The sequence below is a fragment of the Vibrio sp. ER1A genome, assembly GCF_000733315.1.
Lineage (GTDB): Bacteria > Pseudomonadota > Gammaproteobacteria > Enterobacterales > Vibrionaceae > Vibrio > Vibrio mediterranei.
The window spans coordinates 54994-75982 of sequence record NZ_JPJA01000093.1 but is presented as its reverse complement, the minus strand read 5'-3'; the positions used below and the strand labels follow the sequence as shown (position 1 = coordinate 75982).

The following is a 20989-nucleotide window of genomic DNA, read 5'->3' as shown; positions in this document are numbered from 1 at the left end:
ACCTTAATCGTTGGAGCCCGGAGCGCGATAGTTTTTTTCATAAACACCTGAAGGCATTTGCTGAATCTGGAACTCTATCATTTTTTCAAATGCAACCAGCATAGCGTCGAAGTTCCGTTCAGGCTCTAACGTTTGAATAATATGATGACCCGCTTCAACCGTGGATAGAGCATTAGGTGATGGTGCTTTGCGAATCCGATAATCGCCCTGCAAGGTCTCTGGCAATTTAACCAACGGTAAAGTATGCAAATTCGTAGACAGTTTCCACATCTTAAACGCTTTCTTCCACGTTCCGTCTAGTAGAATGACACGCAAGTGCTTGTTGTTAGACGCTGCGAGCTGTACTTGCGATAATTCAACGGAGTCTTCACCCGGATACAGCACCACAGACTGGTATCTATCATCAGCCAACAGATCATTAAGCGCTTGATGGGTCGAGAAATCCTCACCAATAAAAAGATGTCCGTTTGGCAATGACAAGGACAAAATTCGCGCCGTCCCAAGCGGGCGCTTTTCTTCACTTGGGTGCTGCAAAATGATCAATTGTGTGTCACAGTGAATGGGCTGAATCCACTGACAAATACAAGCGCGCTTAGCTTTCAAGCACTTGGGACAATATCGAGATATGGACACTTCTTTCGTCATAAGACTATTGCTGTTTTCTCTACTTTGCGCACTGCTGCAAATCCCGAGCTTACAATCCTTAGTAGAGTGGAACAAGCTAGCAATACATGCGGGTCAATGGTGGCGGATAGTATCAGGAAATTTCTCGCATACCAACCTAGCACATCTGGGCATGAACCTCGCCGGACTTTGGGTCATTTGCTACGTATTTCGTCCTTCATGGCGGTCAGTGGTGGCTGTTACGCTAATTAGTGCGACCTCTATTGGTTTCGCTTTGTTGTTCACAAACTTAACGTATTACTTAGGCTTATCAGGAGTACTCCACGCTCTATTTGCTTACTGGGCGCTACAAGAGGCGCTGAGTGGAAAAAATTCAAGCTGGCTATTGGTCTTGGGTATCATCGGTAAAGTGGCCTGGGAAAGCTTCTACGGCGCGTCAGAAGCAACCTCGCAGCTAATCGCGGCTCCAGTTGCGACACAAGCCCACGCAATAGGACTTGGCGTCGGCTTGATTTTGGCACTCTCGGTAAGCGTCTATCGTCGTACGTTACAGAGTGATTCTTGAACGGTTCTTCTCTACCGTTGCTTCACCAATACCTTTCACTTGAGTTAAATCATCTGCCGATTTAAAACTTCCGTGTTGATCGCGATACTCCACGATATCTTTTGCTTTTTCCTCGCCAACACCTTTGAGCAGTTCCGCTAGTTCCTCTGGACCCGCTTGGTTGATATTGACTGTTATCTCTATCCCCTCTAGTTTCTTCGCTTCGGATGCATAGGAAAAGCTCATAGGGACAACTAACAAAACTACTAGCAGCCAAACATTTTTTAGATACTTCATTTGAATTCCTTTTTCTCACTAAAAGTCGCCATCCAAGATACCCAGAAAAAACAAGCTGAAAAGTTCTGTCTACTGAAAACAAAACGGACCGCGAATGCGGTCCGTTTTTATTAGCTTATCAGTTACACAAGAACTGTGAGCTGAATTGCGTCATCGACTCTGTTTATGCTGTTATTCAGCATCAAGTAAGTATTCGATGTCCGTATTTTTGCGCAGAATTGAAAGCACAGAAGCTAAATCTTGTTGAGTCGCCTCACGTTCCATTTGAGCGCCGATTTGCTCGTTGTATGCTTCATTGTACTCAGAAGCGACTTTAGTTAGCTCAACAACAACAATGTTGCCTTCCATATCTTTAGTCTGAGCGTAGGTCGCTGCGTTTTCTGCTGGCTTAGTCATTGCAAACACAGTGCCTGCTAATGGAGAGCTACGGTCGATAGCTTCCAGTTCTCCAAAGCTTAGATTGTTCGCTTGAAGTGTGTCCTGCTTGCCTTCTTTTAGCTCGTTCACTAACTGAACACCCAACTCCATAGCCGCTTGCTCACCTTTAACTTTCGCTAACTGAGTTTCCACTTGCTCTTTCACTTCTTCAAGTGGTAATACAGTTTGTTCACGAACGTCATCGACACGAACCACAACGATATGCTCTGGTGCCACTTCCATCACTTCAGAGTTAAGGCCATCTTCTTTCACTTCTGGTGACTGAATCGCTTGCATCACTGCTGGCGTTTTCAAGATTTCTGGCGCATCAACTTGAGAAATGAAATCGGTAGTCACGACTTTCTGATTAACTGCTTTCGCTGCATCATCCAGTGAATCTGGATATTCGAAAGCAATCTTCTCTAGCTCATTTTGCAGGTTATAGAACTCATCTACCGCTACTTGGTCTTTTAGCTCAGCAATGATTTCGTCTTTCACTTCAGCTAAAGGCTTAGACTCAGATGCCTTGATAGCGTCAAGTTTAATAATGTGGTAACCGAAATCAGACTTAACTAAACCAGTTGTATCGCCCACATTCTTAAGAGCAAATGCAGCTTCTTCAAAAGCAGGATCCATCACATCACGTTCGATCCAACCTAAAGAACCACCCTCTTCAGAGCTACCAATGTCTTCTGACTTTTCTTTCGCTAGCGTCGCAAAATCAGCACCGGCATTGAGCTCGTCCAAAATTGCTTGCGCTTTCGCTTCGTCATCGCCTTGAACCAGAATATGGCTCACTTCACGTTGCTCAGAAGTTGAGTATTTATCTAGATGCTCGTCGTAGTACTTCTGAACTTCATCATCAGTGACTTTAACTTGATCTTTAATTGCTTGAGCAGATAGCTCAATGTAAGCCACTTTAACTTGCTCAGGACGCGTAAACTGGCCAGGGTTCTCTTCATAGTACTTTTGAATCTCTTCATCAGTAATCTGAGCTTTCTTAGAGAAGTCAGCTAGCGATAGAGTCAGCGTTTTGATATCACGCGTTTGGGTTAGCAGCTTGCTTTGAAGCTCAATTTCGCTCGGAAGCGTAAACTCGCTACCTTGCAATGCCGATAGCAGTTGGTTACGAACCAAATCACGACGAAGGTACTCTGCAAAGCTGTCAGCACTGAAACCAGCACGGCGCAGCGTTGCTTGATAAATGTCTTGGTCAAATTTTCCGTCATTTTGGAACTGAGGCATCTCAAGAATCATTTGACGGATTTGAGCGTCGCTAATACGTAGCCCCAGCGATTCTGCATGTTGCTCAAGCAACACGTCATTAATCATACGATCAAGGACTGACTTACGGAAAGACGCTACGTAGCTTGGGTCACCAAGCAGAGTCGAGAAGTAATCACCAAGCTGAGATTGCATGCGATTGCGTTCATTTTGATACGCTTGTTCAAACTCACCACGACCGATTTCTACATTACCCACTTTTGCCGCAGTATTGCCAATTCCGCCTGCGATATAGCTACCTACACCAGCAAACACAAAAGACAGAATAATGAGTCCTAAGATAATTTTAACCGCGATGCTATTCACGCCTTCGCGAATTCGCTCCATCATAATTTTATTACTCTCCAGATAGGAAGGGTTATCTTCTACTGCATCGGATAATATCAGAAAAAGAAATGCGCATCAGTAAGATGCGCATATTTAAAAAAAGTTCGACTTATTTTGTCGATTAAGCCTAACAAAAGCTTAATTTTTGCTCAGTTGACGCAAGGTTTGTGCGCAACTGTAACAAATGATTAGTTACAAGCGTCTTTAAGAGCTTTACCTGCTTTGAATGCAGGAACTTTAGCTTCAGAGATTTGGATCTCTTCACCAGTTTTTGGGTTACGACCTGTACGTGCTGCACGAGTACGTACGCTGAAAGTACCGAAGCCAACTAGAGCCACTTGATCACCTTCTTCTAGAGTAGTGCTAACTGCTTCGATGAAAGCATCTAGTGCACGACCAGCTGAAGCTTTAGATAGATCTGCGTTCTCTGCGATTTTTTCCACTAATTGTGTTTTGTTCACTGTGTTTCCCCTTTCTGTTACCGAATTGTTATTTTTTAAAAGGTAACGTTAGTTCCATTCTCGTAGTTGAAGACTCTAAGCCTTGTCTATCAAGGGCTTCAGAGTTACATAGCTAAACTTAGTGCTACAAAAAAACGCTGACAAGCTTTTTTTGCCTATCAGCGCATTTCTTTTACCTAAATTTGGAGCACATCACTATTTTACAGGTTCAAATGCCGCTCCAAGCGGTGCTCTCTCTAAAGCAACTTCAAGAACTTCATCAATCCATTGCACCGGAATCACCTTCAGATCCGCAATAACGTTGTCAGGAATCTCTTCCAAGTCACGTTCATTATCCTTAGGAATCAATACCGTTTTGATGCCGCCACGATGCGCTGCAAGTAGTTTTTCTTTCAGGCCGCCGATAGGTAGAACTTCACCACGTAGAGTGATTTCACCAGTCATTGCCACCTCAGCTTTCACTGGGTTACCTGTCAAGCTCGAAACTAAAGCGGTGCACATTGCGATACCCGCACTTGGACCGTCTTTCGGCGTCGCACCTTCTGGAACGTGAACATGAATGTCACGCTTCTCGTAGAAGTCTGAGTTAATACCAAGCTTCTCTGCACGAGAACGTACAACCGTCATCGCGGCTTGAATTGACTCTTGCATCACATCGCCCAATGAACCGGTTTGAGTCAGCTTACCTTTACCGACCATCGCTTCAGTTTCGATAGTCAATAGGTCACCACCTACCTCCGTCCACGCTAGGCCAGTTACCTGTCCAATGCGATTGCTGTCGTCCGCTTTACCATAGTCAAAGCGTTGTACGCCTAGGTATTCTTTCAAGTTGTCTTGATTTACCGTCACTGTCTTTAGTTTTGGATCAAGCAAAATGTTCTTAACTGCTTTTCGACAGATCTTTGAGATTTCACGCTCAAGGCTACGAACACCCGCTTCACGTGTGTAGTAGCGAATGATGCCAATGATCGCAGAATCTTCAATTTCAATTTCGTTCGGCTTCAGACCATTACGTTGAACTTGCTTAGACACTAGGTGACGCTTAGCAATATTAAGCTTTTCATCTTCTGTATATCCAGAAAGACGAATCACTTCCATACGGTCAAGTAAAGGCCCTGGAATGTTCATTGAGTTAGACGTCGCAACAAACATTACGTCAGAAAGATCGTAATCGACTTCTAGATAGTGATCGTTAAAGGCATTGTTCTGCTCTGGGTCTAAAACTTCAAGCAGCGCTGATGACGGGTCACCACGCATATCCGAAGACATTTTGTCGATCTCATCCAGAAGAAAGAGCGGATTTTTAACACCAACTTTCGACATCTTCTGAATCAACTTGCCCGGCATAGAACCGATGTAGGTGCGTCGGTGACCACGAATTTCCGCTTCGTCACGTACACCACCCAATGCCATACGAGTATATTTACGACCCGTTGCAGCCGCGATTGAGCGACCAAGGGAGGTTTTACCCACACCAGGAGGACCAACAAGGCATAAGATAGGACCTTTTAGCTTGTTAATGCGGTTTTGCACTGCCAAGTACTCAAGGATGCGCTCTTTAACACGCTCTAAGCCATAGTGGTCTTCGTTCAGTACTTCTTCCGCTTTTGCTAGGTTCTTTTTCACCTTAGAGCGTTTAGCCCAAGGAACGCCTACCATCCAATCGATGTAACTGCGAACAACTGTTGCTTCAGCGGACATCGGAGACATCATCTTAAGCTTTTGTAGCTCTTGTTCAGTCTTCTCTTTCGCTTCAGCAGGCATTTTTGATTCTTCAATCTTAGCCTTCAGTGTTTCGAACTCATCAGGAGCATCATCTAAGTCGCCCAGTTCTTTCTGAATCGCCTTCATTTGCTCATTCAGATAGTACTCACGCTGAGATTTTTCCATTTGTTTCTTAACGCGACCACGAATACGTTTCTCAACTTGCAGTAAGTCGATTTCCGATTCCATTTGTCCCATTAAGAACTCTAAGCGCTCAGTTACATCAAGCAACTCAAGCACTTGCTGCTTATCTACGAGTTTAAGCGGCATATGAGCAGCGATAGTATCAGCAAGACGCGCTGCTTCATCGATGCCACCGAGAGACGTTAGTACTTCCGGTGGAATCTTCTTGTTCAGTTTGATGAAACCTTCAAACTGGTCGATTGCACTGCGTACAATGACCTCTTCCTCACGCTCATCGAGTTCTGGCGTGATCAGGTATTCAGCATCCGCTACGAAAAATTCTTCATCGCGGTAATTGTTAATTTTGGCACGCTGCTGACCTTCAACCAGTACTTTTACTGTGCCATCCGGTAGCTTGAGAAGCTGCAAAATGGTTGCAACTGTGCCTGTTGTGAATAAATCGTCAATTTTTGGCTCTTCAGTATCTGCTTCTTTCTGAGCCACAAGGAGTACTTGTTTGTCATTATCCATCGCCGCTTCTAAGCAACTAATGGACTTTTCGCGGCCAACAAACAAAGGAATCACCATGTGTGGATAAACAACCACGTCGCGCAGAGGCAATACCGGGATTTCTATACGCTCGGAACGTTCCAAGTTCATATTATTCTCTCTTCCGCTTAGTATTATTTTCAGTATATGGGGGCGTATTCGTTGGATTCAATAAAGAAATAAAAAAAGGAGGTATCAAATACCTCCTTTTTATCTCAGCTTCGCAAATTACTCGGCGCTGGCAACTTGATTATCGTTGTTTGTGTAGATAAGTAGCGGTTCTGACTCGCCATTTATCACACTTTCATCAATAACCACTTTGCTTACGTCAGTAGCCGATGGTAATTCGTACATCGTTTCTAGCAGCACGCCTTCAAGGATTGAACGTAGACCACGAGCACCTGTTTTACGCTCCATTGCTTTCTTAGCAATCGCACGCAGTGCATCTTCGCGGAATTCCAACTCAACACCTTCAAGGTCGAATAGCGCACCATACTGTTTGGTCAGTGCGTTCTTCGGCTCATTCAAGATTTGAATCAGTGCATCTTCATCAAGCTCGGTTAGAGTCGTTGTCACAGGTAGACGACCAATGAACTCTGGAATTAGACCGTACTTAACTAGATCCTCTGGCTCAACTTGGGTAAATAGCTCGCCGACAGTCTTAGTTTCGTCTTTCGAACGAACTTCTGCGCCGAAACCAATACCAGTGCCAGTTGCAACACGTTGGTCGATCACTTTATCGAGACCTGCGAATGCACCACCACAAATAAACAGAATCTTAGAGGTATCTACCTGCAAAAACTCTTGTTGTGGGTGCTTACGACCACCTTGAGGTGGAACCGACGCAATTGTACCTTCAACCAGTTTTAGTAGCGCCTGTTGAACCCCTTCTCCCGACACATCACGTGTGATAGATGGGTTCTCAGCTTTACGTGAAATTTTGTCAATTTCATCGATATAGACAATACCGCGCTCGGCTTTTGCTACATCGTAGTCGCACTTCTGAAGCAGTTTTTGGATGATGTTTTCAACGTCTTCACCAACATAACCAGCTTCGGTCAATGTTGTTGCGTCGGCCATTGTGAATGGCACATCAAGGAAACGTGCAAGCGTCTCAGCAAGCAGTGTTTTACCACTACCCGTTGGACCGATAAGAAGAATATTACTCTTACCGAGTTCAACACCGTCTGCCGTTGTATCACCATTGCGCAAGCGCTTGTAGTGGTTGTAAACAGCGACTGAGAGAACTTTCTTCGCGTAGTCTTGACCGATTACATAATCATCGAGGTGTGCGCGAATGTCTCTTGGCGTTGGTAACGCTTCAGATTCCTTCTTCGGCAGCACATCTTTGATTTCTTCACGGATGATGTCGTTGCATAAATCAACACACTCATCGCAAATGTAAACAGACGGACCTGCGATTAGCTTGCGAACTTCGTGCTGACTTTTACCACAGAAAGAGCAATACAGCAGTTTACCGCTACCACTCTCTTTGCTTTTATCTGTCATTCGCTAACCTCTTAGCCTTTACTTTCTATGTTTTGAGTGTATATCAATTTAGACCAAATTGCGCCCGCCAATTTGATTTTCACAGGCTTCAATTTGGTCAATTGTTACTCAAACGATTGTCGATTAACCGCGATGGGTTAAAACTTCGTCAATAATACCGTATTCAGCGGCCTGAGCAGCTGACATAAAGTTGTCACGGTCAGTATCTTTTTCGATAACGTCGAGTGGCTGACCTGAATGTTCTGCCAAAAGATTGTTCAGCTTCTGTTTGATAGTCAGAATTTCTTGTGCATGAATCTGAATGTCTGAAGCTTGACCTTGGAAACCGCCTAGTGGTTGGTGAATCATCACGCGAGAGTTAGGCAGAGCAAAACGTTTACCAGGAGCACCACCTGCAAGTAGGAAGGCACCCATGGAACATGCTTGACCAGTACAAAGCGTGCTTACATTAGGCTTAATAAACTGCATAGTATCGTAAATCGACATACCAGCCGTTACGCTACCACCAGGAGAGTTAATGTAGAGGAAGATATCTTTGTCAGGATTTTCTGATTCAAGGAAAAGCATCTGGGCAACAATTAAGTTCGCCATGTTGTCTTCCACTTGACCAGTCAAGAAAATGATTCGTTCTTTTAGTAGTCGCGAATAAATATCGTAAGAGCGTTCGCCACGGGAAGTTTGTTCAACCACCATCGGTACTAGCGCGTTCATAATTGGCGACATTGCATTTTTTTCTTGGTAGCTCATATTCTTATGTCCCTAAAATAAATGGCCCGGATGATAAACATCATACGGACCATTGTTAGCAGAGAAGTCGACTCTAAGTCAACCTTCTATACAAGATATTGCTTATTAAGCAGCAGGCTGTTGGTTCATTAGCTCGTTGAAGCTAACTTCTTTATCAGAAACCTGTGCTTTAGCAAGAATTGCATCGATCGCTTGCTCTTCTAGTGCAACGTTGCGCATGTTGTTCATCATTTGCTCGTTTTGCTCGTAGTAAGAGATTACTTCTGATGGATCTTCGTACGCTGTTGCCATTTCAGAGATAAGCTCTTTCACTTTCTCATCGCTAGCTTCTAGCTCTTCAGACTTGATCACTTCACCTAGAAGTAGGCCAACAACTACGCGACGCTTAGCTTGCTCTTCGAATAGCTCACGTGGAAGCTGTTGTGCAGCTTCTGGGTTGCCACCGAAACGTTGTGCAGCTTGCTGACGTAGAGCACCGATTTCTTGGTCGATTAGTGCAGCAGGAACGTCGATGTCGTTCTCTTTAACTAGACCGTCAAGAGCTTGCTCTTTGATGCGGTTCTTGATTGCTTGCTTAAGCTCACGCTCCATGTTCTTACGAACTTCAGCTTTAAGAGCGTCAACGCCACCTTCAGCAACACCGAACTTAGAAACGAACTCGTCGTTTACTTCTGGAAGCTCACGTGCTTCAACTTTGTTCACTTTGATTAGGAACTTAGCTGCTTTACCTTTTAGGTTCTCAGCGTGGTAATCTTCTGGGAAGTTTACGTCGATTTCAAATTCCATACCCGCAGTCTTACCTTGGATACCGTCTTCGAAACCAGGGATCATGCGACCAGCGCCCATTTCTAGTGGGAAGTTCTCAGCTTTACCGCCTTCGAACTCTTCACCGTCGATTGAACCCGTGAAATCGATAGTTACACGCTTACCGTCTTCAGCCGCTTCTTCAACATCAGTCCAAGTTGCTTGCTGCTTACGTAGAGTGTCGATCATTTCTTCAACGTCAGCGTCATTTACTTCAGTTGCAGGCTTTTCAACAACGATGTTTTCTAGACCCTTAAGTTCTACTTCTGGGTAAACTTCGAAAGTCGCAGTGAAAACAAGATCTTTACCAGCTTCGTTTTCAACAGGAGCGAAAGTAGGCGCGCCAGCTGGGTTGATTTTTTCAGAAACGATTGCTTCGATGAAGTGACGTTGCATAACTTCACCCATCACGTCTTGACGTACTGCTTTGCCGTACATTTGCGCAACCATCTTCATCGGTACTTTACCTTTACGGAAACCATCGAAACGACGGTTTTTCGCGATGTTGCGTAGTTCAGCTGTCACTGCGTCTTCGATGTTAGCAGCAGGAACAGTAATGTTTAGACGGCGCTCTAGGCCCTCTAGAGTTTCAACAGTAACTTGCATTGTATAAACCTCAGTTTGGCTCAGTGTTGGCTGAGCGTATGAGCATCCATATCACGAGGATATTTCCGCTTCATCCTTGTTAGTACCAATAGGTACTTCTTTAAAGTGAGCATCGATAACCAGTAAATCATGCTTTAATTAGCGTGTTATCTTGGCTATCGGACTAATGAGTGACGTCTTCATCGGGCTGAATAGACAGCCTCAAAGGCATCTCTGATTAGTCTCAGGACAAAATTTCAGACGCGACATTCTAGCGATCTCCGCCTACCCTGTCGAGTCGAAGTCGGGTCAATCGGTGGTTTTGTCTCTAATTACTCCAAGAAAACGTTCAACAATGACGTTTTCAACCGATTCCAACTTGAAATGGGGACAATATCGGCTTTTTCAAGAGAGTGAAGGGCTTTTTTTGGTGAATGGCGAAAAAAGAGATCTTGCTCCTGTTTTGCAACGCGTTAACCTCTCAGTTCTTATAACTTTTTTGCCACAAAACCCTCAAATTCGTTAACCTATGCTTTCAAACGACATACGGAATCGTTGGTGTTTAACGTTGGGGTTCGACGATGCGATTGAAACGGATTTTGCTAGGCTTTGTTGCCCTATTTCTCTTAATTTCGACTGTAGGCGGTCAATGGTACTGGCAGCACAGCTACGCTGCTCTTGAAGAACAGCATAACAATTGGCTGAACCGATTCGTAGAAACCATCGACAGTAAACTGGACAAGTATCGACATATCCCACAACTCCTGTCGCAAGATAAAGAATTAGTAGACGCATTATTATCCCCGAGCAACACCGCTCAAATTGAAGTAACTAATCGCTACTTGGAGCAAGCCAACCGGATTATCTTAGCCTCAGATACCTATCTCATCGACCGTTACGGCAACACCATTGCCTCAAGTAACTGGGCTTTAGAACGTTCATTTATCGGCAAAAATTTTGCTTTTCGACCTTATTTCCAAGAAGCCATTAACGGTGGACGCAGCACTTATTTTGCGCTGGGCTCGACATCTGGACAACGTGGTTATTATTACTCCTTTCCTGTGACTTATGCTGCTGAGCACATTGGTGTCGTCGTGGTCAAAATGGATCTGTCTGCCATTGAGCGTAACTGGCAAAGTGAAACTAGCACCTATGTGGCCACCGACAATAATCACGTCGTGTTCATGTCTAGCAACCCTAATTGGCTGTTCAAAAGTCTTTCAACACTGAACGCACAAACACTACAACGTATCCGCAATTCAAGACAGTACTTAGAAACCGATATCCACAGCTTGGGATTCATCGGTGACCTGACGGCAAAATCCACCCAGCTTGCTAATCCTGAAGGTAATATCTTCACCAAACACTACTTGGTTACCCAACGTGAATCCGGTATTCCAAATCTTATTTTAAGAGTCTTAACTCCCCTCTCGACGCTCTATATTGAGCTTTTCGGATTTATTAGCGTTTTAGCGCTGGTCTTTATTACACTTTACTTAGTCGTCGCTCTGGTTGAGAACCGCCGCTATCGCCACCGACAGATCGAACAAGTGCAAGCTGAAGCTAAGCAAAAGCTTGAGTTATTGGTGATGGAACGCACCGCCGAACTACATGTAGAAATTGATGAGAGGGTCAAAACTGAAAAAGCCTTGCGACAAGCCCATAATGAGCTCATTCAAGCCGCTAAGTTGGCAGTGCTCGGCCAAATGTCTGCCAGTATTAGTCACGAGCTAAATAACCCTCTTGCGGCCATTCGCAGCTTTGCCGAAAACGGTCAACGTTTTATCGACAAAAACAAAGTTGACCGAGCAAAAGACAATTTACAGCGTATCGTCGCTTTGACTGAACGAATGGCAAAAATCAGCCAACAACTTAAATCTTTCGCGAAACGCAGTGATGCCAATGAGTTAAGCCGTATCAAGCTTGCTCCGGTGATATTTTCAACCATAGAGTTAATTCAGCCGCAACTTAAGAATCATCAGGTCACTCTCGATTGCAAAATTGGTCAGCAAGATACCTTAGTTCAAATCAACCCCATTCAGGTTGAGCAGGTCCTTATTAATTTACTGACTAACGCAATGCAAGCCATGCATGATAGTGAACAAAAACGACTAGAGTTGACCATAGAACAGGGTCAAACCAAGGTAACAATTCATATCGATGATTCCGGGCCAGGCCTGAGTGGCAACTCAATAGCTGAGTTGTTTGAACCTTTTTATACCACCAAAGAAAATGGGCTGGGGCTAGGGCTTTCCATTTCCCAACAGATTATTCAAAACTTAAACGGCAAGATTCGCGTTGCTCGCTCCCCTATAGGGGGCGCTCGTTTTTCGGTTGAATTGCCTATTTTCACTCAAGCGGACAGGGACTAAATTATGAGCCAAATATTTTTCATCGATGATGAAGCTGATATCAGAGCCGCGTTGGAACAAAGCTTCGAACTCGCCGAGATTGAGGCGCGATTCTTCGCGTCTGTTGAAGATGCCATGTTGTGTCTAAAACAAAATGACCTTCCGCTTGCGATTATTTCTGATATTCGTTTACCTGGGTTGTCAGGTCTCGATCTACTCAACACCGTCACCCGCCATCACCAAGGCATTCCCGTCATCCTAATTACTGGGCATGGTGATATTTCGATGGCGGTTCAAGCCATTCAAGATGGTGCTTATGATTTTATCGAGAAACCCTTCTCTGCTGAGCGCCTCATCGAGATAACACAACGAGCGATTGAGAAGCGACAACTAACTCTTGAAAATGAAAGTCTTAAGCGCTCACTAAAAGCAAGCCAAACACTTGGACCGAGGATTATCGGTGATACCAATGTGATTCAAGAGCTCCGCTCTACTATCTCCGTGGTTGCCGACACCGATGCCGATATTTTACTGTTTGGAGAAACGGGCACGGGTAAGGAGTTGGTTGCGCGTTCATTACATGAACAAAGCTCACGAAAAGACGGTAATTTCGTCGCGGTAAACTGTGGCGCAGTTCCAGAGAATTTGATTGAAAGCGAGTTATACGGCCATGAAAAAGGAGCGTTCACTGGCGCAGAGAGCAAACGTATTGGTAAGTTTGAACACGCAGAAGGCGGAACCTTATTTTTGGACGAAATAGAATCGATGCCAATGCAAGCGCAAATAAGACTGCTTCGAGTATTGCAGGAAAGAGCCATTGAGCGAGTCGGTTCTAATACACTCATTCCCTTAAATATTCGCGTTATCGCGGCCACTAAAACCGACCTAACCCAAGCTTCGATGCAAGGTAATTTTCGCCAAGATCTTTATTACCGCCTAAATATCGTGACTTTGGATTTACCTCCTCTAAGAGAGCGGAAAGACGATATCGCTTCACTGTTCCACCACTTTCAGCTTGTCGCTGCATCTCGCTATGGAAAAACCGCTAATGCATTAACTCCTCACGAACTTAGTCAACTTATTGGTCATGATTGGCCCGGTAATGTAAGAGAGCTCAGAAACTGTGCAGAGCGTTTTGTCCTATTGGGTAAAATTCAAGCAGGTACGCCAAATCAAGCGGAGAGTGACGAAGGACAGTCTCTCGCCGAACAAGTGGGGCTATTCGAAAAAAATGTCATTGAGCATGCCCTTATCGAAACCAATGGTAGCATCAAGGCAACCATGGAAAAACTCAATATCCCGAGAAAAACTTTATACGATAAAATGCAGAAATATCAGCTTATTAAGGAGTCCTACAAAAGCTCTTACTAAAATACTGTAGAAGTGTGAGCCAAGTCTCCTATACTCAAATTATATAAACAGGACGTTGCATAACAATTGAGTATAAGAACACGTAGGGAGACAATTATGGGCGAAAAAACAAAGGTTCCCTTTATTTCTGATACGGTAGAAATCGATGGTATTTTTTACGTTGAGCATCGCACCAGCGAGACTGTAGATAGAAGGAAAAAACAAAGCAGACGTGTTTTTTATGAAAGACGCTCTCAGCCGGATCCAAGAACGCAGAATATTAAGCATATAGATGAGGAGGTCTAACGACCTCCTCTTTTTTTGTCGTTAATAAATAGTTACTTGGTAATGATTTCTGGTCCCATTAATGTGGTCGGAAGCCAAGTGGAAACCCAAGGTACGTAAGTAACAATTATCAAGAATAGGAACATAACCGCAACCCAAGGTAGAGCCGCTTTCACCACACCCATCATCGACATTTTCGCCACCCCTGCGGTGACAAACAGGTTGAGTCCAACTGGCGGAGTTATCATCCCTATTTCCATGTTCACGACCATCATAATGCCAAGGTGAATCGGGTCGATACCCAGTGCAATGGCGATAGGGAAAACTAACGGCGCCACGATGATCAACAAGCCAGATGGCTCCATAAACTGACCACCAATAAGCAGTAGGACATTCACCACAATCAGGAAGGTAATTGGACCAAGGCCTGCCGAAAGCATTGATTCGGTGATCATTTGAGGAATACGTTCTTCTGTTAATACATGCTTAAGGATCAGCGCATTAGCAATGATAAACAGAAGCATGATAGTCAGCTTCCCTGCTTCAAAAAGAGTATGCTTGGTATCTTTATGCACAAAAGCTTGGAACACTTTAACTATCGCTGGCTTGGTATTTTCCTTATCAGCAAACGGCCCCATATCTTTGTAGATAAAGTTAGCAATCAAAAATGAATACACTGCTGCGACCGCTGCGGCCTCTGTTGGTGTAAATACACCACCGTAGATTCCGCCAAGAATAATCACTACTAACAGCAAACCCCAACTCGCTTCACGAGCGGAATCGAAAACTTCCTTCCAACCTACAAATGGTTGCTTTGGCAATCCTTTTACTTTTGCAGCGATATAAATGGCGATCATTAGCATCAAGCCCGCAAGCAAGCCTGGGATAACGCCACCAAGGAACATACGACCTACAGAAACGTCCGTTGCCGCAGCGTAGACCACCATTACAATGGATGGCGGGATTAAAATCCCTAAAGTACCAGCATTACAAATGACCCCTGCTGCAAACTCTTTGGTATAGCCATTTTTGATCATACCCGCGATAACAATACTACCAATCGCTACCACTGTTGCAGGCGATGAACCCGATAACGCTGCGAACATCATACACGCCACCACTGATGCCATGGCAAGACCACCGCGGAACCAACCGACCATAGCAATCGCAAAACGAATGATGCGCTTTGCTACACCACCCGTCGACATAAAGCTCGATGCCAGAATAAAGAATGGAATTGCAAGTAACGTGTAGTGGCCTGCAAAGGCGTTAAACAAGGTTTGCGCTACAGATGCTAACGATGCGTCCGAGTGCATTAGTAGGAACAAGATACTGGACAAACCCAGTGACACGGCAATAGGCACGCCAATTAGCATGAAGCCTACCACCATTAAGAAGAGTAATAGAATATCCATGCTTATTTATCCTTGTCTTTAACACTGTCAAACGCGTTGTCCTGCATTTCCGCTTTTAACGCTTCTAGATCTTCTTCAGCTTCATGACCTGCGATCAGTCGGTCCAACTTACCCGTCATTATCTGGTAAGCGGCTTGAGCAAATCTAAAGGTCAGTAATGCCATACCAATTGGCAGTGCCATATAAGGAATAAAGCGCGGCAGTTTTTCGTAACGTTCACCTTCATTTAGCCAGTCTGCTAAAAACTGTAAAACCTCAGGCATAGGAATATCGTCGGTTTCATACCAAGCTCGCTCGGTGGCAAAGGGGTACCAGTAGTTCCACGAACCGATTAGCAATAAGATAGAGAACACCAAACAAGCTAATACCGAGGCAATGGCAAACAGTTTGCGTTTATCCTCCGATACCATGTTGATGACAACATCCACACCGATATGAAAGTGCTTTTTAACACCATAGGACGCGCCGACAAGGACCATCCAGGCAAACATAAATACGGTAAGTTCAAGAGCCCAAAGGATATTGTCGTTAAATACATAACGAGAAATAACGTTAGCAAAAGTGAGCAAAGTCATCGCGCCAAGGAAGAAAGCAATCAACGTTTCTTCAAAAGCATCGGTCACTTTACCAATACGAGAAATAAGAGACTGTTCCATGTGATACATCGCTTTTGTAATAGTAGGGACAGAGGGTTAGGCCCCACTTCCCGTAGGGCCCTTAACAATGAATATCGAGGTTATTGTTGGTTTGATGCTTGAGCGGCTTCGATCAAGTCCGCACCAATGTCTTTCTCAAACTTTTTCCAAACAGGTTGCAGAGCTTGAACCCACTGTTGACGTTGATCAGGAGTCAAAGTACGCACAACACCACCCGCTTCAACAATGTTGTTCTTGTTGGCTAGGTTAACTTTGCTCGACTCTGAGTTACGAGTCTCAGTCACTTCTTTTAGGATCTGTGCGAACTGTTCGCGAGTGTCATCCGGCATGCCATCCCAGAACTCCTTTGAAGTCACTACAAGATAATCAAGAATACCGTGGTTGGTCTCTGTTACACCGTCTTGAACTTCGAAGAACTTCTTACCGTAGATATTTGACCACGTGTTTTCTTGGCCATCGATAACCTTCGTTTGCAAGCCGCCATACACTTCTTTGAATGACATCTTCTGAGGGTTTGCGCCTAACTGTTCAAACTGAGCAACTAACACGTCAGAAGCTTGAACACGGAATTTCAGGTCTTTCGCATCACCCGGAACAAGAAGTGGCTTATTCGCCGACATTTGTTTCATGCCGTTATGCCAAAACGCCAGACCTTGTAGACCACGACGATTCATCGCATTCTTCAGTTTTTCACCCGACTCTGAGTTTTGGAAACGATCCACGGCTTCTACGTTTTCAAATAAGAAAGGTAGGTCGAAGATGCGGTACTTCTTGGTGAATTTCTCGAATTTAGAAAGTGAAGGAGCGGCAAGTTGAACATCGCCGTTTAAAAGGGCTTCGAGAACTTTATTGTCATCGTAAAGAGTTGAGTTAGGAAATACCTGCATACACGCTTTGCCGTTCATTTCTGTATTCACACGCTCTTCTAACAATGATGCGGCAATACCTTTAGGGTGTTTGTCGGTGTTGGTTACGTGACTAAACTTAATCACAATCTCACCTGGATCACACGCCGCAGCGGCATTAAAACTTGCTAGAGCAATAGCAGAAACAGACAGTAGGGATAGAGGCTTTAACATTATTATTCTCCTTTGGATTAATGCAGTCCCATCAATGGGTACTGATAATCTTGTTAGAGCAATAACGATGCCAATCAAAAAAAAGCCAGAATTACAACGGGTTACAATAGATTTTTATTGTCAAGTGTAGAACCAGCCTTTGAAGTGGGTGGAAAGTGACACATTTATAAAATGAAAAAGGGTAGAAACAAGCCCATTTCTACCCATGGTAACCTCCGCTGTTCTAACGGGAAACGCAGTTACTAGATAGCCGCTTTAACCGCTTTCGCTAATTTGTGAGCAGCTTTCTTCGGGTCAGCTTCTGGATCGTTAAAAAAGTTGGAGACTACATCCGTAATCGCGCCCAGTACGTAACTCGTTGTCGCCATATTTTGCGACATACTTGGTACTAAACCGCCATTTTCAATACTCTGCTCAAATGTTTTTCTGGAATCCAGAGCGCACTTGTCAAACCCGTGCATATCCATATCGGTTCGAACCGGGAAAGATCCTTTGTTTAAGTTGAACACTTCTTGGAACTGCTTATCCATGATGGTTCTAGCGAGTGCTTTCTGGGCGTTCACTTCCGCTTCGTCTTTGATATCAAAGAAGGCAAAACTGTCAACATTCTGGATGAATTGCCCTTTAGTACCCGGTGCAGGAACGCAAAGGTAATCTTTACCCGGAATTTTTCCTGCGGCGGTAAATTCACCCTTGGCCCAGTCTCCCATGATCTGCATAGCAGCCTGACCATTAAGAACTCGGTTGGTTGCCACGTTCCACTCTCGACCTTGGACGTCCTCATCCATGTAATCGCGCATTCGGCCAAACGTCTCAAATACCTTCGCCATTTTGTCGCTCGACAAAGTATCCATATCTAGATTAACAAACGCTTGTCTAAAATCTTCAGGTCCTAGTACCGCAAGGGCAATGGTTTCAAACAGTGTCGTGTCTTGCCAAGGCCCACTGCCATTAGCAAGGGGTGTGAAGCCCGCAGCTTTGATTTTTTCCGCAGCGGCAAAGAATTGATCTAGAGTTTCTGGAACCGAATCCACTCCCGATTTTTTTAACACTTGTGGATTGACCCAGAGCCAGTTAACTCGGTGGATATTGACTGGAACAGCAACATATTTGCCATCGTACTTCATGCCTGCCGCTACGACAGGTGGCAATACTTCATCCCATCCATCAGCTTTGGCAACATCATCAAGATTGGTCAGAAAACCTAAACCTCCCCACTCTTGAATATCCTCACCTTTGATCTGGGCAGCTGACGGGGGATTACCCGAGACCGCTCGAGTTTTCAATACTGTCATAGCGCTCTCACCACCGCCACCAGCAATGGCAAAATCCTTCCAGGTGTAACCTCGCTGCTCCAATTTCTGTTTTAGGATTTGAACTGATTTAGCTTCACCGCCTGATGTCCACCAGTGCAACACCTCAACTTCACTCGCTTGCAGAAAAGTAGGGAAAATTGTGGAAGTAAGCAGTAACGCTAGTAGTGATTTACGCATATTCATTGCCGTTATCTGTGCATCGATATCACTTTGGTGATATCGAGTTATTGGATTCAGTGACTTTAACGCTCTGTCTGAGGTTAATTCAGTAGCTAGCCTGCTTAGGCCTCTAGGTTAGGCGGAATAAACACTTGTACTTCTAGCCCACCAAAATCTGCGTTACGAATGATCAAATCGCCGCCAAGGCCGTGCAAGATACTGCGACAGATCCCCAAGCCTAATCCATGCCCCTCTTTATCCGTTGCAATGCGAACATATGGCTCGAACACTTCTTCGATGCGAGCTTCCGGGATACCAGGCCCTTTATCCAAAATAGTAATGATGATCCATTTGGGATTCTCTTCAATGCTGACAAATGCTCTATTGCCGTATTTAACCGCATTATCGATTAGGTTGGTTAGCACTCGTTTAATGGCTAGTGGTTTAACAACCACTGGCTCCATTGGAAGCGCGGTGAAGCTAACCAACGTATGCACTTGGTTATGCGTCTCCGAAACACTGCGGATCATCTCATTGAGGTCAATGTAGGCATTGTTTTCATGCAAATCGGTATCACGCACACATTGCAGCGCGCCTTTCACCATCATTTCAAGGTCATCTAGGTCTTGGTTAAACTTGTCTCGCCTGACATCATCATCCAGAAGCTCTGCTCTCAACCTCAAACGTGTAATAGGTGTTTTCAAATCGTGAGAGATCGAAGAAAACAGGTGTTCACGGTCAGATACATACTGGCGAATACGTGTCTGCATACGGTTAAACGCACGTGTTGCCGTCACGAGTTCAGAAGCGCCAGCTTCTCTTAATGGTGGCTGATCGATGTCCATACTCATTTCATTCGCAGCTTTCGCCAATCTTCTCAAAGGCTTAACTTGAGCACGAACCAAAAGGAAAGTCAGGATCAGCAACAAGGTTGTAGAAGTAAATAAGAACACCATTTGATCTTGAGTCAGCATGGTGTCTTCGAGCTGGATATATGGCGAAGGCAATAAAGCCGCGATATAGATCCACTCATCTTGATTAAGCTTCAATTGCACCACCAGAATTGGCGGGTCTAGTGGACCTAGCGTTAACGTATGGTGTGCCCAAGACTTAGGCAGATCCTTGATAAAAATATCATTTTTAAGCAGTCGTAAATTCTCTGCTTTCGAGAAATTCACCTTCACAGCTTCTATGGTCGGCAGCTTCTCTTCCAGCACTTTGGTCACCGAATCCATAGACGCCAGTTTAAGCGGTGTGTCTGGAATCGGGTCAACGATAAGCTCTTCTTTATTGAATGAAACGAAGAAACGAGTACCACCCATATTACGTATCTGGTCGAGAACAATATGGCGATATTTAATCGGGAGTTTTTGGAAAAAGGTCACCGTTGAGGCGAACATGGTCGCCATACTAGCAGAGGTATCACGAATACCAGATAGCTCATCTTGCTTAGTTTTTTGGTACCAAATTGCCGTAAGTACACCTTGAGAGCACACAACTGCCAACAGCGTCAGCAGCAGTGTTCTCGCGACTAAAGAGTTAGGGCTAAAACGCTTTAGCCAATGAGTTCTAGACATGTGTTATTGGCCATATTCCACTGGAACAGACAGAATATACCCATTACCACGCATGGTTTTAATGTAGTGTGGGAAGTTTTTACTGGTGCCTAATCGATTTCGAATTCGGCTCAATTGAACGTCAATACCTCGTTCGTAAGGCAAGGCTTCACGACCACGAGTCGCAAACGAAATAGTATCGCGATCAAGAATTTCGTTCGGGCGCGACAAAAACAGCATTAGCAACGCAAAGTCACTACCGGATAAATCATGCGTACGGCCATTCACCTTGTTGGTCATACGATGTGCAATAGTATCCAAATGCCAATCACCAAAATCAATCGTTCTTGGTGGCGTTTCTTCTGCCTTATCACCATTGAGATGGGTCCGACGCAACAGCGCTTTAATTCGAGCCATCAACTGACGCGGACTAAATGGTTTCGCAATGTAATCGTCAGCACCGATTTCTAAACCAATAATTTGATCGGTTTCATCGGATACTGCGGTTAGCATAATAATGGGTACTTGCGAGTCTCGTCGAACACGCTGACAAAGAGTAAAACCATCGTCTCCTGGCAGCATGACGTCGAGCAGAATAAGATCCGGGTAGCCTTTGGCCTTAATAAACAGCTCCATTTCTACCCCATCTTCAGCAGTAGAAACTTGAAAGCCAGATTTCGTCAAATACTCATCGAGTAAGAGACGGATCTCTTCATCGTCATCTACAACCAAAATGTGCGTCTTAGCCTGCATTTTATTTCCTTAAGTCTGCACTTACTCCCTATAG

18 protein-coding genes are annotated in these 20989 nt (G+C 44.6%); 4 read left to right on the top strand and 14 right to left on the bottom strand.

Translation table 11 applies throughout. From position 1 onward, the window contains the following. Window positions 1–3: 3 nt before the first annotated feature. A complete protein-coding gene (locus HW45_RS22070; protein WP_038230148.1) occupies window positions 4–627 on the bottom strand; it encodes a tRNA-uridine aminocarboxypropyltransferase in 624 nt (207 codons plus the stop codon). Here HW45_RS22070 and rrtA point away from each other — a divergent pair. Continuing rightward, a complete protein-coding gene (gene rrtA / locus HW45_RS22065; RefSeq protein ID WP_038229806.1) occupies window positions 626–1189 on the top strand; it encodes a rhombosortase in 564 nt (187 codons plus the stop codon). The genes HW45_RS22070 and rrtA overlap by 2 nt on opposite strands. Here rrtA and HW45_RS22060 read toward each other — a convergent pair. From HW45_RS22060 to tig, 7 genes are all read right to left on the bottom strand, one after another. Then, window positions 1172–1465, bottom strand: coding sequence for a ComEA family DNA-binding protein (locus HW45_RS22060; protein ID WP_038229805.1), 294 nt, complete (start codon window positions 1463–1465; stop codon window positions 1172–1174). The genes rrtA and HW45_RS22060 overlap by 18 nt on opposite strands. Before the next feature lie 171 nt (window positions 1466–1636). Next, a complete protein-coding gene (gene ppiD / locus HW45_RS22055; RefSeq protein ID WP_038229803.1) occupies window positions 1637–3496 on the bottom strand; it encodes a peptidylprolyl isomerase in 1860 nt (619 codons plus the stop codon). Between the two features lie 185 nt (window positions 3497–3681). Beyond that, complete coding sequence (locus HW45_RS22050) at window positions 3682–3954, bottom strand: HU family DNA-binding protein (RefSeq protein ID WP_006075676.1); 273 nt, start codon at window positions 3952–3954, stop codon at window positions 3682–3684. 195 nt (window positions 3955–4149) lie between these two features. Then, window positions 4150–6501 (bottom strand): endopeptidase La, encoded by a 2352-nt coding sequence (gene lon / locus HW45_RS22045; protein ID WP_038229802.1) that lies wholly within the window; start codon window positions 6499–6501, stop codon window positions 4150–4152. A gap of 117 nt (window positions 6502–6618) precedes the next feature. After that, window positions 6619–7899, bottom strand: coding sequence for an ATP-dependent protease ATP-binding subunit ClpX (gene clpX, locus HW45_RS22040; protein ID WP_038229801.1), 1281 nt, complete (start codon window positions 7897–7899; stop codon window positions 6619–6621). A 123-nt stretch (window positions 7900–8022) separates the two neighbouring features. Further along, window positions 8023–8646: an ATP-dependent Clp endopeptidase proteolytic subunit ClpP gene (gene clpP / locus HW45_RS22035; RefSeq protein ID WP_038229800.1), complete on the bottom strand. Its 624-nt coding sequence runs from the start codon at window positions 8644–8646 to the stop codon at window positions 8023–8025. A 105-nt stretch (window positions 8647–8751) separates the two neighbouring features. Then, the gene (gene tig, locus HW45_RS22030; RefSeq protein ID WP_038229799.1) at window positions 8752–10056 is read right to left on the bottom strand and encodes a trigger factor; all 1305 of its coding nucleotides are present in this window, start codon (window positions 10054–10056) and stop codon (window positions 8752–8754) included. A gap of 560 nt (window positions 10057–10616) precedes the next feature. Between tig and HW45_RS22025 the strand changes: the two genes are divergently transcribed. The 3 genes from HW45_RS22025 (at window position 10617) to HW45_RS22015 (ending at window position 14042) form a co-directional block, all read left to right on the top strand. After that, window positions 10617–12407: a sensor histidine kinase gene (locus HW45_RS22025; protein ID WP_038229798.1), complete on the top strand. Its 1791-nt coding sequence runs from the start codon at window positions 10617–10619 to the stop codon at window positions 12405–12407. 3 nt (window positions 12408–12410) lie between these two features. Continuing rightward, complete coding sequence (locus HW45_RS22020) at window positions 12411–13757, top strand: sigma-54-dependent transcriptional regulator (RefSeq protein WP_038229797.1); 1347 nt, start codon at window positions 12411–12413, stop codon at window positions 13755–13757. Between the two features lie 96 nt (window positions 13758–13853). Then, the gene (locus tag HW45_RS22015) at window positions 13854–14042 is read left to right on the top strand and encodes a hypothetical protein (RefSeq protein ID WP_006075546.1); all 189 of its coding nucleotides are present in this window, start codon (window positions 13854–13856) and stop codon (window positions 14040–14042) included. Window positions 14043–14074: 32 nt separating this feature from the next. Here HW45_RS22015 and HW45_RS22010 read toward each other — a convergent pair whose 3' ends face one another. The 6 genes from HW45_RS22010 to HW45_RS21985 all read right to left on the bottom strand — a co-directional run bounded on the left by HW45_RS22010 (window position 14075) and on the right by HW45_RS21985 (window position 20955). Beyond that, window positions 14075–15436, bottom strand: coding sequence for a TRAP transporter large permease (locus HW45_RS22010; RefSeq protein ID WP_006075545.1), 1362 nt, complete (start codon window positions 15434–15436; stop codon window positions 14075–14077). A 2-nt stretch (window positions 15437–15438) separates the two neighbouring features. Further along, window positions 15439–16092, bottom strand: coding sequence for a TRAP transporter small permease (locus HW45_RS22005; RefSeq protein WP_006075544.1), 654 nt, complete (start codon window positions 16090–16092; stop codon window positions 15439–15441). An 80-nt stretch (window positions 16093–16172) separates the two neighbouring features. After that, the gene (locus HW45_RS22000) at window positions 16173–17171 is read right to left on the bottom strand and encodes a TRAP transporter substrate-binding protein (RefSeq protein ID WP_038229795.1); all 999 of its coding nucleotides are present in this window, start codon (window positions 17169–17171) and stop codon (window positions 16173–16175) included. Window positions 17172–17413: 242 nt separating this feature from the next. After that, a complete protein-coding gene (locus tag HW45_RS21995) occupies window positions 17414–18670 on the bottom strand; it encodes an ABC transporter substrate-binding protein (protein ID WP_038229793.1) in 1257 nt (418 codons plus the stop codon). 98 nt (window positions 18671–18768) lie between these two features. Continuing rightward, entirely contained in the window at window positions 18769–20223 is a 1455-nt protein-coding gene (locus HW45_RS21990; RefSeq protein WP_038229791.1) for an ATP-binding protein, read from the bottom strand. A gap of 3 nt (window positions 20224–20226) precedes the next feature. After that, a complete protein-coding gene (locus HW45_RS21985) occupies window positions 20227–20955 on the bottom strand; it encodes a response regulator (RefSeq protein ID WP_006074338.1) in 729 nt (242 codons plus the stop codon). Between the last annotated feature and the right edge of the window lie 34 nt (window positions 20956–20989).